The organism is Celeribacter persicus (genome assembly GCF_003050785.1).
GTDB classification, from domain to species: Bacteria; Pseudomonadota; Alphaproteobacteria; order Rhodobacterales; family Rhodobacteraceae; genus Celeribacter; species Celeribacter persicus.
Window position 1 is genome coordinate 85,096 of record NZ_QAOH01000002.1, and the last position, 16,844, is coordinate 101,939.

Sequence of the window (16,844 nt, forward strand, 5' to 3'; positions counted from 1 at the left end):
TGTTTCGGAGACACTAAACCTTCCTGTGAAAAGAAGAAATTTCTGTGCTTTGACAGTTGCCCTGTCTCAGGGCGCCCAATGCACCGTCGCTTCGGGCAGAAAAGCGGCTACGGGAGCGTCCAAAGGCGACAAATCCTCCGCCGTTTCCAGCGCAATGCGTTTCTCCGCACCCGTGATCAGAATGTGAGTCGAAATCGCGGTTTTCAACGCTCTCGCAGACAAGGTGATCCGCGGTTCCGGTGCGCCGGACGCGCGCATCGCCAGAAGTGTCGGCGCGTCATCGGAAAGCCCTAACTCCAGTTGATCGGCGCCGGGAAAGAGGCTGGCCGTGTGCATATCCGTCCCCATGCCCAGAAGCAGAACATTGAGCGGCAAAACCGCCTCGACCGCTGGCATCAGACCCGGCAGCCCCTCTTCCGGCGTCGGCACATCGGCATGAAGCGGAACGAGCCGCGCCTTTGCCGCCTGCCCGACCAGAAGCCGCTTCTTCAAAAGCGCGGTGTTCGAGCGCTCAGAGCTTTCCGGTACCCAGCGTTCGTCATTCAGCAGAACGTCCACCCGGTCCCAGTCGAGCGACACACCCGACAGGATGTCGAACACCGGCCCCGGCGTCGTGCCGCCCGGCACACAGAAGCTCACCCGCTCCTCAACCTCAAGCGCAGTGCGCAACTCACCCGCAATCTTGTTCGCGAGATTTAGAAGCATCACCTCACGATCAGGATATTCGATCAGTCTCATCCCTTGATCTCCCGCCAGCGTCGACCCTCACGGTGTAGCATGATCGCCGCTTCTTCGGGACCCGAGGAATAGGCCTCGTAGGGTTTCGGCACATCTCCGCGCGCTTCCCAGCTTTCAATGAGCGGATCGGTCCAGGCCCAGGCCGCCTCCACCTCGTCGCCGCGCATGAACAGCGTCTGGTTGCCCCGGATCACATCCATGATGAGGCGCTCGTAGGCATCGGTGATCTCTTCGGCATCTTCGCCCAAGGCCTCGGCAAAGGACATATCGAGCGGTACGTCGATGAGGCGCATCCCCCCCGGTCCCGGTTCCTTGATCGTCACCTTGAGCGTCATGCCCTCGTTGGGTTGCAGGCGGATCGACAGAAGATTGGCGTGCCGCCCCGCCTCCTCGCCAAAGATCGAATGCGGCGCATCCTTGAACACCACGGCAATCTCGGAATTGCGCGCCTTGAGCTTCTTGCCGGTGCGCAGAAAGAACGGTGTGCCCGCCCACCGCCAGTTGGAAATCATGCAGCGCAGCGCAATGAAACTTTCGGTGCGCGAGCGCGGGTCGCCCGCATCCTCACGGTAGGAGGGTTCCGTGTCCGTCGCCTCATATTGGCCCCGCACGATATGGTGATGGTCGATGGGTTCGAGTGCGCGGATCACCTTGAGCTTTTCGTCGCGCACCGCGTCGGGATCAAAACGCGAGGGTGGTTCCATCGCGATCAGGCACAAAAGCTGCATCAGGTGGTTTTGCACCATGTCGCGCATGGCGCCCGAGCGGTCGTAATATTCGCCCCGCCCGCCGACACCGACGGTTTCGGCCACGGTGATCTGGATGTGATCGACGTATTGCGAATTCCACAAGGGCTCGAACAGGATGTTGCCGAACCGCACCGCCATGAGGTTCTGCACCGTCTCTTTGCCGAGGTAATGGTCGATGCGGTAAATCTGCGTCTCGTCGAAATGTTTCGCGAGATCGCGGTTCAGCGCCTTGGCACTGGCAAGATCGCGGCCAAAGGGTTTCTCGACCACGATCCGCGCCTTGTCATCAGCGATGCCATGGCTCATCAGCCGTTCCGCAATATCACCGAAAAGCGAGGGCGCGACAGAGAAATAATAAGCCTTGATCACGTCTTCGCGCATCATCTCCTTGAGCGCGTTCCACCCTTCCTCGCCACGGGCATCGACCTGCACGTAATCGAGTCGTTTGAGGAAGTCGCCGATCAGCGCCTCGTCGCAACTGTGTTTCGAGGAAAACTCAAGGATTGCCTCACGCACGATGCGGCGGAACTCTTCCGTGTCGTGTTCGGAACGGGCCGCGCCGATGATGCGGGCGGTTTCCGGCATCTGCCCGGCACAGAAACGGCGATAGAGCCCCGGCAGGATTTTCCGGCGCGCCAGATCCCCCGTGCCTCCGAAAATCACGAGGTCGAAATCGTCGACCGGAATGACGCGTGACACCATGACTGTGTTCCTTTCGCGTTGCAGCCTCTGAGCCGAAAGCGTCCCGCTTCCATGTCTCACAGCGCTTTGATCGTTAGCGCTAACGATCATCCTCGTAACGCCTTGTTGCGCAGAAGTCTAGCATCGCCGCGCCACCTCTCAAGTGCCGATCCGGACAATTTCTGTTTCACGACATAGCTGTGCATAAAAGTGAGACCTTTTCACCACGCAGGCGAGCGCCTATTCTGCGATTACCCACTCCGCCTGGAAGACATGAGCGATGAAAGATCACAGCCAATCTGTTGCCAACACAGGAAAATTCATCGACCCGAGGGTAACGGCCAAGGGCGAGCCGCGCGCCCGTGTGGCGCTGGAACGGTTGGAGACCCTGTGGTTCAACACCGGCACACTGTGCAACATCGCCTGCGTGAATTGTTATATCGACAGTTCGCCCACCAACGATGCACTGGCCTATCTCACCACGGCGGAAGTGGTGACCTATCTCGACGAACTGGACAGCATGGACATGCGCCCGCGCGAGATCGGCTTTACCGGTGGCGAACCCTTCATGAACCCGGACATGCCCGAAATGTTGCGCGCAGCCCTCGCACGCGGCTATGAGGTTCTGCTCCTCACCAACGCCATGCGTCCGATGCAGCGGCCTTCGGTGCAGTCCGCCCTTTCGACGCTGAACACGGAATTTCCCGACCAGCTCACCCTGCGCATTTCCCTCGATCATTTCACGGCAGGGCACCATGATGAGATGCGTGGCGCGGGGGCGTTTGCAATCACGCTGGCGGGCATGGACTGGCTGCGCGACAACGGCATCGCGATGACCGTGGCGGCCCGGTCGCTCTGGCATGAGACGGAGGCCGAAACCCGCGCCGGTTTTGCAGCGCTTTATACGGAACGGGGGTATGAGATCGACGCAAACCACCCGGCAAAAACCGTGATTTTCCCAGAGATGGATATGTCGGTCGAGGTGCCGGAGATCACCACGGCCTGTTGGGGCATCCTTGGCAAAAATCCGTCGGACATCATGTGTGCCGCGCAGCGTATGGTGGTGAAACACAAGGGACGCTCACCTTCGGTCGTCGCCTGCACACTGTTGCCTTATGAAGAGGCCTTCGACCTCGGGCCGACACTTGAGGGGGCCATGGGCGCGGTGTCGCTCAATCATCCGCATTGCGCGAAATTCTGCGTTCTGGGCGGGGCGTCCTGCTCCGCGTGATTGCGTTTCATCGCGCGGAATTTGAGTATTTGGGCCATCAGAAAAGCCCCGAAGGCTCACATGTCCAACTCAGCGTCCCAATAGAGAAAGTCGATCCAGCTTTCGTGCAGGTGGTGCGGCGGGAATTTGCGGCCCATGTTCTTGAGCTCCTCGGCTCCCGGCGCACGCGGCGGCTTTCTCAGGTTCATCCCAGCCTGTTTCAGCGATTTCGAGCCTTTGCGCAGATTGCAGGGCACGCAGGCCGCCACGATGTTTTCCCAACTGGTGATGCCGCCCCGCGCCCGCGGGATCACATGATCAAAGGTCAGATCGCCTTTTGAGCCGCAATACTGGCAACGGAATTCGTCCCGCAAAAACAAATTAAAGCGCGTGAAGGCCACGCGCTTTTGAGGTTTGACATAATCCTTGAGGACGACGACCGAGGGGATGCGGATCCTGCAACTCGGCGAATGGACAAAGTCGTCATATTCCGCCACGATGTCCACCCTGTCGAGGAAGACCGCCTTGATCGCCTCTTGCCAGGGCCAGAGCGACAGTGGGTAGTAGGAGAGCGGCCGATAATCCGCGTTCAACACAAGCGCCGGATGCGCCTTGCCCGCATTGGGTTCCCTGACGAAATGTGTCCTGAAGTCTCCATCCATGGGTGCACCGATCCTCGTCCTGCTCAACTTACGTGCTGGCGGGACGGGACGACCCGTCCCACATCTCTTGATTCACTATATATCGCGGCTTTGACCTGACAAGCCTCAGAATATGCGAAATCCTCGCCTCGGTCTTTACAGGGCTTTCATGACGGGCATGTGACGCGATTTCAGGCAGAACGTCTCCGAAATATCCAGTTTCCGCAGAAAATGCGCATCGTGGCTGACCACGATCAGCGCGCCTCGCCACCCGGTCAGCCCCACCTCCAGTGCCTCCAGAGCGTCGAGATCGAGATGGTTCGTCGGCTCATCCAGAAGCAGAAGCGGCGCGGGATCGCTCCCCGCGCCCAGAAGTGCGATGGCTGCGCGCAACCGCTCGCCACCAGACAGCACCTTCGCCGGTTTGAGCGCCGCATCGCCACGAAACCCGGCCTGTGCCAGTGCGCTGCGAATCTCGGAGGGGGCGAGGTTCGGATGCTCTGCCTGTGCGGCGTCCAGCAAGCTGCCCGGCCCTTCGAGCCCGCCCGTCTGGTCGAGCCGGGCGCTGGTCACCGGACGATGCACCTCTCCCGACAGTGGCGCAATCTCCCCGGCGATGCCGCGCAGGAGCGTCGATTTCCCCGCGCCGTTCGGCCCAAGCAGCGCCAGACGCTGTGGGCCGGTGATGGTCAGGGTGATCGGTCCGATCCGGTGACCGCCCACGGCAAACACCGCGTCATGCAGATCGAGAACCTGTTTGCTGGCGGGCAGAGAAATTTGCGGAAAGGCCATCGCCACCGGGGTCACACGCTCGATCCGTTTGAGTACCGCCGTTTGCGCCGCCAACAAACTCTCACCGCGCCGAGCCGAGGCGCGCAGCCGTCCTCCGGCCGCGCCTTCCGCCCCTTCCTTCGCCTTGTCCAGAAGCATTTTCGATTGCGAACCGTCCCGCAACGCCCTGCCCTGACGCGCGCGCCGGGCCTGGCGTGCGGCGGCCTCCTCGCTTTGCGCCTGATGCTGGCGCAGCGCCCGCCCGGCCTTCTCCGCCTCGGTCTCCAGCCGCGCCCGCTCCGTCTCCCGTGCGGCATGAAACACCGACCAGCCGCCCCCGAAAACCGCGACCGACCCGTCGGGTTCCAGCGAGACGATCCGATCCATCTCTTCCAGCAACGCCCGATCGTGGCTCGCGATCAGCGCCAGCCCGCGATGCGCCTTCAATGCTTCCGCAAGACCCTCTCGCGCCTCCGTGTCGAGCGCATTCGTCGGCTCATCCAAAAGCAAAATCTCCGGCGGATCGAAAAACAGTGCGGCCAGCGCAGCGCGCAATTGCTGACCGCCCGACAGCGTGCCAAGATGGCGCTCGGGCGTCATCTCCGACAGGCCGAACCGGTTGAGCTGCGCCACCATCCGGTCTTCCAGCGTCCAGTCGACCGCATCGAAAGTCCCAAGCGTGGCCTCCCCGGCAAGGGCACGTTTGAGATCGGCCCAAGCCTCTGTGCAACCGAACAGATCGCACAGACGCAAGGCGGGATCGGGAGACTGATCGAGCAGACGCGCGGGACCGGACACCGGGCCGGACAAAGACACCTCGCCTGTCACGGGCCCCGTCACAGACAAATCACCTGTGTCAATGGTCCCGATGGACCCTGCAATGAATTTGAGAAGCGAGGATTTTCCCGATCCGTTGCGCCCGACAAGCCCGGTCACACCGGGCCCGAGGGTCAGATCAAAACCGGTGCGAGGGGCGGCAAGCTCAGAGCTTGCGTTTGCGGTCCTCAGCACGGATGCGGACAGGGAGATATTCCTCAGTCGGACGCTGGGACAGGAGAGCATAGGCCACCACGACACCGGTTGCGATCAAGGCGAGTGCGGTTGTCATGAGAATGTCCATAGGTCAGCCCTCCTAAGCTATGTATGAATTAGGTAACACCCGAAGGTGCAGGGTCAAGAGGTCTCGCTCATCATCTGGCGAAAAAAGCGCATACAAGACTAACTTTTGCCATTTTTCCGCTCATGCCGCGCAAGCCCCTTACCTCATCCCGCCTCGTAACCCAGTTTTTCCCGCAAGAACGCCAGCGCGACGCCGAGCCCGTCGGGTGAAATCCCGTGGCCCATGCCGCGCATGATATGGGCGTAGGTCTCGAAACCTGCCTCCTGCAACGCCTGGCCCGCCTCCGGCATGGAGTGCGGCGGCACAACCTCGTCCTGATCGCCATGCAGCAACAGGACCGGCATCCTGACCTTCGTCTCATCGGCAAGCATCTCCGGAGCGAGCAGCCGGCCGGAAAAGCCGACGACACAGGCAAAGGCCTCTTCGCGGCGAGGCGCCACATGGAGCGACATCATCGTGCCCTGCGAAAACCCCACCAACGCGATCTGATCGGCCTCGAAGCCGTAATCCACCATGAGATTGTCGAGATAATCGTTCAGCTCATCGACCGCGCGCAGCATACCATTGCGCGATTCCTCTTCCGTGGAGCCGTCGATCCACGGGATCGGGAACCATTGAAACCCCATCGGATTTCCAGTGCAGACCTCGGGCGCATCGGGCGCAAAGAACATCGTGTCGGGCAGATGCTCGCCCAGCGGGTCCGCAAGCCCCAGAAGGTCGTTGCCATCTGCCCCGTAGCCATGCAGGAAAACCACGGCGGAACTGGTGCGCCCCGACAGACTGTCGCGTTTGTGGTTGGTCAGATCGCTCATGCGTGGCCCCTCGATTTGTCAGCGTTTCACATCGGTTCGCCAAGCTGTAAGCACAAAGCGTCAGCCCCGCAACCATGCTCACCGCACCCCTTCGCGTTGTTTCGCCACCCGGTAATAGGCCCAGAGCACCCGTGCCGCGACCGACCGCCAGGGCGACCAGTCTTCGGCCATCTGGCGAAGGGCACGCTCTTTCGGGCGTTCGGGAAGATCGAACAACAGACGCGCGGCTTCCTGCAAGGCCAGATCGCCCGGCGCAAAGACATCGGCGTGCCCCAGAGAAAACATGGCATAGATTTCAGCGGTCCAGACGCCGATCCCCGGCACTTCCGTGAGGATCGACACGACGTCCTCCGTCGGGGCGCTGCGCAGCGCTTTATAGTCGATCCGTGCCTCCGCCAGCGCCTTGGCATAACGCACCTTTTGCCGCGACAAACCACAGGCCCGCAAGTCCTCTTCCGTCGCCCAAAGCACCTTGCGCGGACCGGTCAGTTTCGCGTCCCGCAAGCGCCGCCAGATGCCATTGGCCGCGGCCACCGAGATCTGTTGGCTGACGATGGCGCCGAGAAGCTCCTCGAACCCGTCCTTGCGTCGCCTGAGCGGTAATGTCCCGGTGAGGCTCAAAGCATGGGCGAACCGCGGTTCGCAAGCTGCAAGATGTGCGGCGCCTTCCGCTACATCCGCATCACAGACGATGATCCGCATCCTGTCCCTCCCCGCTCAGAAGGTGTCGCCGTGGGTTTCGGCCCATTCCAGCGCATCAAGCAACTGCTCGCGCCGGTCCACACCTTCGGGTGCAGGCGGGCGGGCGATCATCGCAGTGGGGATACCGAGGCTTCGCGCCGCATCCAGTTTGCCGCGCCCCGTTCCGCCCGCATTTTTCACAACGAGAAAATCGGGTTCGAGCCTCTGGAACAAGGCAGTTTCCTCGGTCTCGGAAAACGGTGGCCGTCCTACGACCCATTCCCCCTCATAGGGGAATGGCTCCGTCGGCGTGTCGATCACCCGGCAGATCAGATGCCGTCCCGGCAAAAGTGGCCCGATCCGGTCGAGGCTTTGCCGCCCGGTGGCCAGAAACACCCGCGCACCCGTCGGGATCATGTCGGGCAGCGCCTCGTAGCTGTCGATATGATGCCAGGCATCGCCGGGTTGAGAGCGCCAGATTTTGCGCTCATAGCGAAGGTACGGCAGGCCCAGCTCAAGACAAATCCGGGCGGTGCGCGTGGTGATCGCCTCTGCGAACGGATGCGTCGCGTCGATCACCGCCGTAATGCCCGCCGCCCGCAAATAACTGCGAAAGCCCTCTTCGCCGCCGAACCCACCCGTGCGGGTCTCGACCGGATAGGCCAACGGCTCCTCGGTCACTCCGGCCAGAGAGGCCACGGCCTTCAACCCCGAAGAGGCAAGATGCCCTGCGAGATTGCGCGCTTCAGTGGTGCCTGCGAGTAAGAGGATCATTCTGCCCGTCCTATTATCAAACCCTTGCGGTCGATCACCACGATATCAAAGGCGCAACCCCGCCCGCCGAACCGTGCCCCGACCTGTTCCAGGGCCTTTTGCGCCACACGCGCGGCAAAGTCAGCCCCCAGACGGTCGTAAATCTCCAGCGCCGTGTTGCAATGCACAAGATCCGGGTCGCCCATCTCCTGTGCCCAATAGGCCTTGTCGACCTGCGAGCGTTTCGAATGCAGGTCCATCTCCCCCTGCGCCAGTTTCGCGATCTTGCCGATACCGCCCCCGAGTGTGACGCGCGGCACCGGGTGTTTCATGAGGTATTTCAGCATGCCGCCCGCGAAATCCCCCATATCGAGCATCGCCCCCTCCGGCAGACCATACAGCCCACGCACCACGCGCTCCGAAGTCGCCCCGGTGCAGCCCGCCACATGGCAAAGCCCCTCGGCGCGGGCCACATCCACCCCGCGCTGGATCGAGGCGATCCAGGCCGCGCAGGAAAACGGTCGCACAATGCCCGTGGTGCCCAAAACCGAAAGCCCGCCGCGAATGCCCAGACGCGGGTTCCATGTCTTCAACGCAATATCTTCACCGCCGGGGATCGACACGGTAATCTCCACATCCGCGCGTTGCCCGAGACGTTTCGCCATTTCGGCCACCTGCCCGGCCATCATCTCGCGCGGCACCGGGTTGATCGCAGGTTCCCCCGGCGGGATCGGCAGGCCTGGTTTCGTCACCGTGCCGACCCCCTCGCCCGCGCGAAACACCACACCGCCCTCGGAGACACAGACCCGTGCCCGAATCTCCGCACCGTGCGTCACGTCCGGATCGTCACCCGCATCCTTGATCACACCCGCTTCGGCCCAACCCTGCCCCTCGGCGCGATGGGACAGCACAAATTCGGGCCGCTCGCCCTTCGGCAAGGTGATCCGCACCTTGTCCGGGAACCCCTCGCCCCACAGCGCCATCAGCGCCGCGCGCGTCGCCGCCGTCGCACAGGCCCCCGTGGTCCAACCACGGCGCAGAGGTTTGGAAGTGGTCCCGGTCATCGCCCGGCACGATAAGCGAGCCGCCGGTCCTGTGCCAGTCGGAAAGTCCGGTCTCAATGAGGCTTCCCCCAAGCCCCGCCCTTCGTCATAAAACGGATATGACAGAATCGACGCTCTCCCTCCCTTCGGGCGATTGGCCCGCTCTCGAACCCGGTTGGGTCTGGCTCTGTGGTGCGGGTCCGGGCGATCCGGGGCTTTTGACACTCCATGCGATCAACGCGCTGCGGCAGGCCGATGTCATCGTCTATGATGCCCTTGTCGGTCAGGACATCCTGAGCTGGGCGCCCGAGGGCACCGAACTGATCTATGCCGGAAAACGTGGCGGCAAGCCCTCCGCGAAACAGGCGGATATTTCCCTGCAACTGGTCGATCTGGCGCGGGCGGGCAAGCGCGTGTTGCGGCTCAAGGGGGGCGATCCTTTCGTCTTCGGGCGTGGCGGCGAAGAGGCGCAAACGCTCATTCAGCATGGCGTGCCGGTGCGCATCGTGCCGGGAATATCGGCAGGGATCGGCGGGCTGGCCTATGCGGGCATTCCGGTCACCCATCGCGACGTCAACCAGTCCGTGAGCTTCGTCACCGGCCATGACCAGACGGGCGAGGCAACGAAAAGCCTCGATTGGGAGGCCCTGTCGCGCGCTTCGGGCGTTCTGGTGATCTACATGGGCATGAAACACGCCCCGACCATCCGCGACGGGTTGCTACAAGCCGGACGGCCCGCAGACGAACCCGTCGCCGTCGTTTCACAGGCCACATTGCCCGAGCAACAGGTGCTTGAGACCACGCTGGGGCAAATGGTCGGGGACATTGCCGCGGCCGGGCTTGAGCCGCCCGCGATCATCTGTGTCGGGCGCTCCGTGCTGATGCGACAGGTGCTCGACTGGCAGGCGTTGATGCGCGGCGAGGCCCCGCGTAATCTCGATCCGCTGGGACGTGGCAAACCCGCCGAGCAGACGTGATGGGGTGCGGTTTCCTGATTGCCGCCCCGTCGTCTGGATCGGGAAAAACCACCGTCACCCTCGGCATTCTGCGCGCGCTCACCCGGCGCGGGGTGGATGTGCGCGGTGCGAAATCCGGCCCCGATTACATCGACCCGCGCTTTCACGAGGCGGCCTGTGGCGCGCCTTGCGTCAATCTCGATCCTTGGGCGATGGACCCTGCGCGGCTTACAAGCCTTGCGTCCGGCGACGGGCTTTTGGTGATCGAGGGCGCGATGGGGCTGTTCGACGGCGCACCGCCCGAGGGCAAGGGCGCCTGTGCCGATCTCGCACGGCTTTTTGAACTCCCCGTCATTCTGGTCGTGGACGCCTCCCGCATGGCGGGTTCCGTCGCGCCGCTCGTCGCGGGGTTTGCGGGACAGGATTCACACGTGAAAATCGCGGGCGTGATCCTCAACAAGGTCGGCTCCCCGCGCCACACGGAAATGCTCAGCCGCGCGCTGGCGCCCCTGAATATCCCGCTGATCGGCGCGCTGCCCCGCAGCACGGCGCTGACCCATCCCGACCGGCATCTCGGGCTTGTGCAGGCGGGGGAGCGGCCCGATCTCGACAGTTTTCTCGACGCTGCCGCCGAGGCGGTCGAGGCCGCGCTCGATCTCGATCTGTTGCAGAGCCTTGCCACAGCCTTGCCCACCGCGGCACAGACCCCGCGTTGCCCGCCACCTGCACAAAGCATTGCGGTCGCACAGGATGAGGCTTTCGCCTTTGCCTACCCGCATCTTCTGTCCGACTGGCGGGCGCAGGGGGCGGAAATCCGATTTTTCTCGCCATTGACCGATCAGGCCCCGCCGCCCGTCGATCTGGTTTATTTGCCCGGCGGTTATCCGGAACTGCACGCCGGACGGCTCGCCGCCAATCATACTTTCCTTCAAGGTCTGCGCGAAGCCGCAGCACGCCGCCGGGTCTACGGGGAATGCGGGGGCTACATGGTGCTGGGCGATGGGTTGATCGACAAGGACGGGGAGCGGCACAAGATGGCCGGGCTGTTGCGGCTCGAAACCTCTTTCGCCGCGCGCAAACTGCATCTCGGCTATCGCCATGCCGAGGCCTTGGGCGGTCCTTTCCCCGGAGCATGGGCGGCGCATGAATTTCACTATGCCACGACCATCAAAACCGAGGGCAACCCGCTCTTCACCGCGCGTGACGCCGAAGGCACCGATCTGGGTCCGCAGGGGCTGATCTCCGGCCCGGTCGCAGGCTCCTTTCTGCATCTGATCGACAGGGCCTGATCCCGGATGCACAGCGCCCCTTGAAGAACGCGGGTTCTCAGAGCGCGCATCTGCCGCTAAACGCTGAAAGAACATATTCAAAGACACGCAGATCGCACGGACACGACCGCATGACCGACACGGCCCTCAGCCCCGACACCCAACGCGCCCGGCGCAATGTGATGATCCTCGTCATGGCGCAGGCCTTTCTCGGCGCGCAGATGTCGATGATCTTCACCATCGCGGGACTTGCCGGGCAATCGCTGGCAACCAATCTCTGCTTTGCCACCCTGCCGATTTCGGCCACCGTTCTGGGCTCGATGCTCGCGGCGACACCCCTGTCGGGCGCGATGCAGCGCTGGGGGCGTCGTGTCGGCTTCTGGATCGGCACCGGCGCGGGTACGATCGGCGCGGGCATCGGGGCTTATGCTCTGTTGCAACAGAATTTCTGGCTCTTCGTCATCGGCGGGCTGTTCACCGGCGTTTACCAGTCGTCACAGGGCTTTTTCCGCTTCGCCGCCACCGACACCGCCGACGACGCGTTCAAACCCAAGGCGATTTCTTATGTTCTGGCGGGCGGGCTGGCATCGGCCATCATCGGGCCACAGCTTGTGAAAGTCACATCGCAGGCCATGGTCGTGCCCTTTCTTGGCACCTATCTGGCAGTGATCGCGATCAACCTGATCGGCTCTGTGCTGTTTCTTTTCCTCGACATCCCGAAACCGCCGGTCTCGACCCATCATCATCTGATCGGGCGTTCCCGGATGGAGCTTTTGAAAACCCCGCGCGTGGCGGTGGCGATCATCGTCGCCATGGTGTCTTACGCGCTGATGAACCTTGTGATGACCTCGACACCGCTCGCGGTTGTCGGGTGCGGTTTCGAACAGAACACGGCAGCCGATGTTGTCTCCGCCCACGTTCTCGCCATGTTCGTTCCGTCGTTTTTCACCGGATTTCTGATTTCGAAATTCGGGGTCGAACGGATCATGGCGACAGGGCTTGTGATCCTCGCCTGCGCCGGGATCACCGGCATGATCGGCGTCGATCTTGAGAATTTCTTCGTCGCTCTGATCCTGTTGGGCATCGGCTGGAACTTCGGGTTCATCGGGGCGACGGCGATGCTGTCTTCGGCGCATGAACCTTCGGAACGGGGCCGGGTGCAGGGCATGAACGACCTGATCGTGTTCGGCGGCGTGACGCTCGCCTCCCTTGCCTCCGGCGGGCTGATGAACTGTTCCGGCGGTTCGGCACAGGACGGCTGGCAAGCGGTGAACCTTGCCATGGTGCCGTTCCTGACACTGGCGGGCGGGGCGCTGATCTGGCTCTGGATGCAGCCGAAGAGCAACGGCTGAGCGCTAAAGCCTTTGGCGAAAGGCTTTAAATCTTCGCCTCCGCCCTCAACCGTTCCCGATGCCGGGCGAGCCAAAGAGCCGACATGTAAAGCGGGCCGACGTCGAGTTGACCCGCGTCGCACATCTCCATCAGCCGCTCGAAGGAGATCACATAGGAGGCAATGTCCTCATGTTCGAGATCGAGGCCGCCGCCGGATTTGGCGAGGCTCTCCGGCAGGTCGGCAATACCGATGTAAGAGGTCACATATTCGGTGACCGCCCCCGACGACGGATAATATTCTGCCACCTTGTGCAGCGCGCCGATGACGACTCCCGCCTCTTCCTCGGCCTCGCGCCGGGCGGTGATCTCGGGTCCTTCGCCGGTGTCGATCCGCCCCGCGATGGGTTCCAGCATCCAAGGGCGGAGATCGCCGCGCGCATAGGGACCGAAACGGAACTGTTCGATCACCAGCACATGATCGCGCACCGGGTCATAGGGCAGAACCGTCGCCGCATCCGCCATGAGAAAGCCCGCGCGGGTCATCACATCCGAACTGCCGCCCTCGAACAGGCGATGGGTCAGCACGCTGTCGTCCACCGCAAAGAAATGAGTATAGGGAATGGCGCGCGACATCAGCGTCACATCCTCCCGTGACAGATCGGCCCGGCCCTCGGCCCGCGGACGTTCGCCCGCTTCTGCCGTCAGGCGCGCCCAGGCCCGGATGAAGATCGCGGACCTCAGCGATCGCAACTCCTCCACCTCGCGTTCGCCCTCGTAGAGCACGACCTCCTCGGCCGCCGCCGCAACCAGCGCCGGAGACAGGAAAGGCTCATCCCCGTCGAGTACGGCCCGCAGAAAGCTCACCTGATCCGCGCTGTAGCGCGCTTTCAGCGGGGCGAAAAGATCGCTCACGACCATGTCCGCGCCGCCTTCTCAGTCAGCCAACCGCCAAAGAAACCGCCCGCAATCAGCACGATCAGCACATCCCATTTCAGTATCAGCAGGCCGTTGTCGCGCATCAGATCGACCATCGCCATCAATGCCTCCGTCGGCCCGCCGTAGCGCTTGTCGAGCGCGCGGTGAATCATGGTCTCGAAAGAAAAATAAAAGATCGCCCAGAAGGTCAGGATCACCGAAGCGGAGACGCCGTAACTCAGCGCCGCCGCCATGGTGTCGCCCGCACGCTTGCCGAGGAAAATCCAGCCGGTCAGAAGGCCGATGACCCCGGTGATATAGGAAAACAGCCCGAACTGCGTGCCCTCCGGCAGGTAGGGCTTGACCAGTTCGGCGGAAAACCACGCCAAAAGGGCAAACCAGAGGGCTGCGACAAGTTTGGCGGCTGTGGGCATTTGTTACCTGCTCGGGCGTGTCATTGTGATCTGCGTTACGTCGCAGTTTCCACCCTGAAAGGCGCCCGCGCAAGAGGTCAGGTAAAAATTCCACATCCTGCGGAAACGCTCATCGAAACCCAGGGCTTCGATCCGATGCCATTGTGCGTTGAACGTCTCATGCCAGCGCCGCAAGGTCTGGCTGTAGCTTTCGCCGAATTCCTTTGAGCGCCGGAAGCTCAGCCCCGCCTTGTCGATCTGATCGCACAGCGCCGAGGGGCTGGGCAACATGCCGCCTGGAAAAATGTATTTCTGGATGAAATCCACGGATTTGCGATAGGTCTCGAAGCGCTTGTCCTGAAGTGTGATGATCTGGAGCGTGGCATTTGCCCCGGGTTTCAGGCATTCGCGCAGCTTGTCGAAATAGACCGGCCAGTATTTCTCCCCCACCGCCTCGAACATCTCGATGGAGGCGATGCCGTCATACTGGCCGCGCTCATCGCGATAGTCCTGCAATTTGAGTTGGACACGATCCGACAGGCCCGCTGTCCTGATCCGCTCTGCGGCGAATTTGAACTGCTCTTCGGAAATCGTGAGCCCGGTGACCCTGAGCCCGCGCTCGCCTGCGGCATATTCCGCGAAGCCCCCCCAGCCGCAGCCAATCTCCAACACATGATCGCCCTCTTTCACCCCCATTTCATCAATCAGGGAGGCGTATTTCGCCCGTTGCGCCTCTTCGAGGCTTTCCTGACCGCTGGTAAACAGGGCCGACGAATAGGTCATCGTGTCATCGAGCCAGAGCCGGTAGAATTCATTGCCCAGATCGTAGTGATAGGAGATGTTCTTTTTTGCCTGTCGGCGCGTGTTGGCGTTCATCCAGTGCCGGAGCCGCTCGAAGGCACGCAAAAGCCCCATGCCGGGAAAGCCGTCGTAAAGATCGTCATTACCCGCGTGCAACAGATCCATGAAAGCCTGCAAGTCCGGCGTCGACCAGCCGCCGTCGAGATAATCCTCGCAAAACCCCAGATCGCCCTCACGGATCAGCCGTGCGAAAACATCGTCCGTATGAATGCGCAGTTCCGCCACCGGCCCCGGTGCGCGCCCCTCGGCGCGAAATACCCGTCCGTCGGGGAGAACGAAATCCAGCCGCCCTGCGGCCATATCCCGTGCCATGGCGAAAACCTGCGGGAAATAGCGGGGCAGATCGTTCTGCCCCTCGGTGCTTGTGAAGAGGACCGGTGCTCCGGCCTGTTGCATATCCGTGGGCATATGCGCCTCCTGACCTTGTGCCGTACAAGGCTCAGATTAACGCAAATATCCGATCCGTCACCCCTTTAGGGTTTCATAGGCACCAAGCGCCCGCTCCCGCCCCGCCCTGAGCGAAATTAAAGGTATTGCTGGCGCATCATTGTGCGAAAGTGCCCAGGATTTCGGCACGGCGTCAAAATAGGACAGCGATGTCCTCGTCGGGTGCGCCTCCCCTTCGGCGATCCAGCGCCTCTGGTACGTTCCGTCGGGGTCGAATTTCTCCGCCTGACCCTCCGGGTTGAAAATCCGGAAATACGGCGCCGCGTCCGGCCCGCATCCCGCCACCCATTGCCAGCCCATCGCGTTCGACGCCGGGTCCCAGTCGATCAGACACTCCTCGAACCATTTGAGCCCCACACGCCAGTCAGTGAGGAGGTGTTTCGTCAGGTAAGAGGCCGCGATCATCCGGGCGCGGTTGTGCATGACCCCGGTCACGAACATCTCGCGCATGGCGGCGTCGACAAAGCCCACGCCCGTGCGCCCGCGCCGCCAGCTTTCGGCGTCGTCGTTGTCACCCCGCCAGGGGAAGGCCTCCCAGCCGTCACGGTGATTGCGCTCTGGCAGGTCGGGTTCATGATAGAGAAGATGATAGGCAAACTCGCGCCAGACCAGTTCCTTGAGGAAATGCTCCGCGCCGCCCGCGCCCTCTTCCATGGCGCGCAGCCCTGCATGCCAGATCGTACGCGGGGAGATTTCGCCATAGGTTAGGTTTTCGGACAGGCCTGAACATACGGGATCGGCGGGAAAATCGCGCCGGGCTTTGTAATCGGCCACATGATGCTGAAGAAACGTCCCGAGCCGCCCCTGCGCCGCCGCTTCGCCGATATGGCAGTACGGCAGAACCACCGTCGCGCCGCGTTTCATCGCTGTGCCGAGTTGCCAATCGTCCAGCGCCTCGCTCTCTGGGGCATCGGCCCAGGTCACCTTGGGTGTTTTCACCGGCTGCTCCGCGCCGATCTCCCACACGGCTTTCCAATAGGGCGTGTAGACCTTGTAATAGCCACCGGTCTTCGTCGTCACGGTCCAGGGCTCGAACAGAAGATGGGAGTTAGACGACTGCGCCTCGACGCCTGCCTCTTTCAGGGCCGCTTTGACCTCCGTGTCTCGGGCAATCGCCGCCTTGTCGTAAAGCCGGTTCCAATAGACCGCCCCGGCCCCGGTTTCCGCGACCAACTGCGTCAGCACCTCCTGCGCCGGGCCAGAGCGCAACACAACCTGCCCGCCCTCAGCCACAATCCGCGCCATCAGATGCTCAAGCCCAAGCCCAAGCCGCCATTTCGGCGCGGCACCGAGCGAATCGACACTATCGTCGCGAATGAACACCGGCAACACAGCACCACGCGCGGCAGCCGCCACAAGAGCAGGGTTGTCGTCAAAGCGAAAGTCCCGCCGAACCCACCAGATTGAAACCATGATGCCTCCTTATTCGAGACAGGATACGACAAAACCGGCA

17 protein-coding genes are annotated in these 16,844 nt (G+C 62.4%); 4 read left to right on the forward strand and 13 right to left on the reverse strand.

The window, feature by feature from the left end; all coding sequences use genetic code 11:
- Positions 1 to 66: 66 nt before the first annotated feature.
- Together pgl and zwf are read right to left on the reverse strand one after the other, a co-directional pair.
- Positions 67 to 738, reverse strand: a complete 672-nt coding sequence (gene pgl / locus C8N42_RS03400; RefSeq protein WP_107815145.1) for a 6-phosphogluconolactonase — start codon at positions 736 to 738, stop codon at positions 67 to 69.
- Positions 735 to 2,189, reverse strand: coding sequence for a glucose-6-phosphate dehydrogenase (zwf, locus tag C8N42_RS03405; protein ID WP_107815146.1), 1,455 nt, complete (start codon positions 2,187 to 2,189; stop codon positions 735 to 737). Before zwf ends, pgl begins: the two co-directional genes overlap by 4 nt.
- A gap of 259 nt (positions 2,190 to 2,448) precedes the next feature.
- Between zwf and C8N42_RS03410 the strand changes: the two genes are divergently transcribed.
- The gene (locus C8N42_RS03410; protein ID WP_107815147.1) at positions 2,449 to 3,399 is read left to right on the forward strand and encodes a radical SAM protein; all 951 of its coding nucleotides are present in this window, start codon (positions 2,449 to 2,451) and stop codon (positions 3,397 to 3,399) included.
- A 56-nt stretch (positions 3,400 to 3,455) separates the two neighbouring features.
- Here C8N42_RS03410 and C8N42_RS03415 read toward each other — a convergent pair whose 3' ends face one another.
- The 7 genes from C8N42_RS03415 to C8N42_RS03440 all read right to left on the reverse strand — a co-directional run bounded on the left by C8N42_RS03415 (position 3,456) and on the right by C8N42_RS03440 (position 9,220).
- Positions 3,456 to 4,040 carry an HNH endonuclease gene (locus C8N42_RS03415; RefSeq protein WP_107815148.1) on the reverse strand — a complete coding sequence of 195 codons (585 nt, stop codon included), beginning with the start codon at positions 4,038 to 4,040 and terminating at the stop codon, positions 3,456 to 3,458.
- Between the two features lie 135 nt (positions 4,041 to 4,175).
- Positions 4,176 to 5,801 carry an ABC-F family ATP-binding cassette domain-containing protein gene (locus tag C8N42_RS03420; protein ID WP_170109179.1) on the reverse strand — a complete coding sequence of 542 codons (1,626 nt, stop codon included), beginning with the start codon at positions 5,799 to 5,801 and terminating at the stop codon, positions 4,176 to 4,178.
- Positions 5,773 to 5,898 carry a hypothetical protein gene (locus tag C8N42_RS22065; protein ID WP_281261411.1) on the reverse strand — a complete coding sequence of 42 codons (126 nt, stop codon included), beginning with the start codon at positions 5,896 to 5,898 and terminating at the stop codon, positions 5,773 to 5,775. Before C8N42_RS22065 ends, C8N42_RS03420 begins: the two co-directional genes overlap by 29 nt.
- A 155-nt stretch (positions 5,899 to 6,053) precedes the next feature.
- Positions 6,054 to 6,722, reverse strand: coding sequence for an alpha/beta hydrolase (locus C8N42_RS03425; RefSeq protein ID WP_107815150.1), 669 nt, complete (start codon positions 6,720 to 6,722; stop codon positions 6,054 to 6,056).
- 78 nt (positions 6,723 to 6,800) lie between these two features.
- Positions 6,801 to 7,424, reverse strand: a complete 624-nt coding sequence (locus C8N42_RS03430) for a DNA-3-methyladenine glycosylase family protein (protein WP_107815151.1) — start codon at positions 7,422 to 7,424, stop codon at positions 6,801 to 6,803.
- Positions 7,425 to 7,439: 15 nt separating this feature from the next.
- Complete coding sequence (cobK, locus tag C8N42_RS03435; protein WP_107815152.1) at positions 7,440 to 8,177, reverse strand: precorrin-6A reductase; 738 nt, start codon at positions 8,175 to 8,177, stop codon at positions 7,440 to 7,442.
- A complete protein-coding gene (locus C8N42_RS03440) occupies positions 8,174 to 9,220 on the reverse strand; it encodes a cobalt-precorrin-5B (C(1))-methyltransferase (protein ID WP_107815153.1) in 1,047 nt (348 codons plus the stop codon). Before C8N42_RS03440 ends, cobK begins: the two co-directional genes overlap by 4 nt.
- Positions 9,221 to 9,318: 98 nt before the next feature.
- On the opposite strand from C8N42_RS03440, the gene cobA reads away from it, so the two are divergent.
- The 3 genes from cobA to C8N42_RS03455 all read left to right on the forward strand — a co-directional run bounded on the left by cobA (position 9,319) and on the right by C8N42_RS03455 (position 12,775).
- Positions 9,319 to 10,176: a uroporphyrinogen-III C-methyltransferase gene (gene cobA, locus C8N42_RS03445; RefSeq protein WP_107815154.1), complete on the forward strand. Its 858-nt coding sequence runs from the start codon at positions 9,319 to 9,321 to the stop codon at positions 10,174 to 10,176.
- Positions 10,176 to 11,444, forward strand: coding sequence for a cobyrinic acid a,c-diamide synthase CobB (locus C8N42_RS03450; RefSeq protein WP_107815155.1), 1,269 nt, complete (start codon positions 10,176 to 10,178; stop codon positions 11,442 to 11,444). Before cobA ends, C8N42_RS03450 begins: the two co-directional genes overlap by 1 nt.
- A gap of 110 nt (positions 11,445 to 11,554) precedes the next feature.
- Positions 11,555 to 12,775 carry an MFS transporter gene (locus C8N42_RS03455; RefSeq protein WP_107815156.1) on the forward strand — a complete coding sequence of 407 codons (1,221 nt, stop codon included), beginning with the start codon at positions 11,555 to 11,557 and terminating at the stop codon, positions 12,773 to 12,775.
- A gap of 25 nt (positions 12,776 to 12,800) precedes the next feature.
- On the opposite strand, the gene C8N42_RS03460 is transcribed toward C8N42_RS03455, so the two are convergent.
- Genes C8N42_RS03460 through C8N42_RS03475 form a run of 4 tightly spaced genes read right to left on the reverse strand, consistent with a single transcriptional unit; the run spans position 12,801 to position 16,804 of the window.
- Positions 12,801 to 13,667: an NUDIX domain-containing protein gene (locus C8N42_RS03460; RefSeq protein ID WP_170109180.1), complete on the reverse strand. Its 867-nt coding sequence runs from the start codon at positions 13,665 to 13,667 to the stop codon at positions 12,801 to 12,803.
- The gene (locus tag C8N42_RS03465) at positions 13,664 to 14,104 is read right to left on the reverse strand and encodes a TrgA family protein (RefSeq protein WP_107815158.1); all 441 of its coding nucleotides are present in this window, start codon (positions 14,102 to 14,104) and stop codon (positions 13,664 to 13,666) included. Before C8N42_RS03465 ends, C8N42_RS03460 begins: the two co-directional genes overlap by 4 nt.
- Positions 14,105 to 14,107: 3 nt before the next feature.
- A complete protein-coding gene (locus C8N42_RS03470; protein ID WP_245889953.1) occupies positions 14,108 to 15,352 on the reverse strand; it encodes an SAM-dependent methyltransferase in 1,245 nt (414 codons plus the stop codon).
- Between the two features lie 57 nt (positions 15,353 to 15,409).
- Positions 15,410 to 16,804 (reverse strand): cryptochrome/photolyase family protein, encoded by a 1,395-nt coding sequence (locus C8N42_RS03475; RefSeq protein WP_107815159.1) that lies wholly within the window; start codon positions 16,802 to 16,804, stop codon positions 15,410 to 15,412.
- Between the last annotated feature and the right edge of the window lie 40 nt (positions 16,805 to 16,844).

Coding starts and splice junctions, on each gene's coding strand:
- C8N42_RS03470 (WP_245889953.1), bottom strand. CDS start 15,352: ATGCCCACGGATATGCAACAGGCCGGAGCACCGGTCCTCTTCACAAGC.
- C8N42_RS03475 (WP_107815159.1), bottom strand. CDS start 16,804: ATGGTTTCAATCTGGTGGGTTCGGCGGGACTTTCGCTTTGACGACAAC.
- C8N42_RS22065 (WP_281261411.1), bottom strand. CDS start 5,898: ATGACAACCGCACTCGCCTTGATCGCAACCGGTGTCGTGGTGGCCTAT.
- C8N42_RS03430 (WP_107815151.1), bottom strand. CDS start 7,424: ATGCGGATCATCGTCTGTGATGCGGATGTAGCGGAAGGCGCCGCACAT.
- C8N42_RS03410 (WP_107815147.1), top strand. CDS start 2,449: ATGAAAGATCACAGCCAATCTGTTGCCAACACAGGAAAATTCATCGAC.
- C8N42_RS03415 (WP_107815148.1), bottom strand. CDS start 4,040: ATGGATGGAGACTTCAGGACACATTTCGTCAGGGAACCCAATGCGGGC.
- C8N42_RS03465 (WP_107815158.1), bottom strand. CDS start 14,104: ATGCCCACAGCCGCCAAACTTGTCGCAGCCCTCTGGTTTGCCCTTTTG.
- C8N42_RS03425 (WP_107815150.1), bottom strand. CDS start 6,722: ATGAGCGATCTGACCAACCACAAACGCGACAGTCTGTCGGGGCGCACC.
- zwf (WP_107815146.1), bottom strand. CDS start 2,189: ATGGTGTCACGCGTCATTCCGGTCGACGATTTCGACCTCGTGATTTTC.
- C8N42_RS03440 (WP_107815153.1), bottom strand. CDS start 9,220: ATGACCGGGACCACTTCCAAACCTCTGCGCCGTGGTTGGACCACGGGG.
- pgl (WP_107815145.1), bottom strand. CDS start 738: ATGAGACTGATCGAATATCCTGATCGTGAGGTGATGCTTCTAAATCTC.
- cobA (WP_107815154.1), top strand. CDS start 9,319: ATGACAGAATCGACGCTCTCCCTCCCTTCGGGCGATTGGCCCGCTCTC.
- cobK (WP_107815152.1), bottom strand. CDS start 8,177: ATGATCCTCTTACTCGCAGGCACCACTGAAGCGCGCAATCTCGCAGGG.
- C8N42_RS03455 (WP_107815156.1), top strand. CDS start 11,555: ATGACCGACACGGCCCTCAGCCCCGACACCCAACGCGCCCGGCGCAAT.
- C8N42_RS03450 (WP_107815155.1), top strand. CDS start 10,176: ATGGGGTGCGGTTTCCTGATTGCCGCCCCGTCGTCTGGATCGGGAAAA.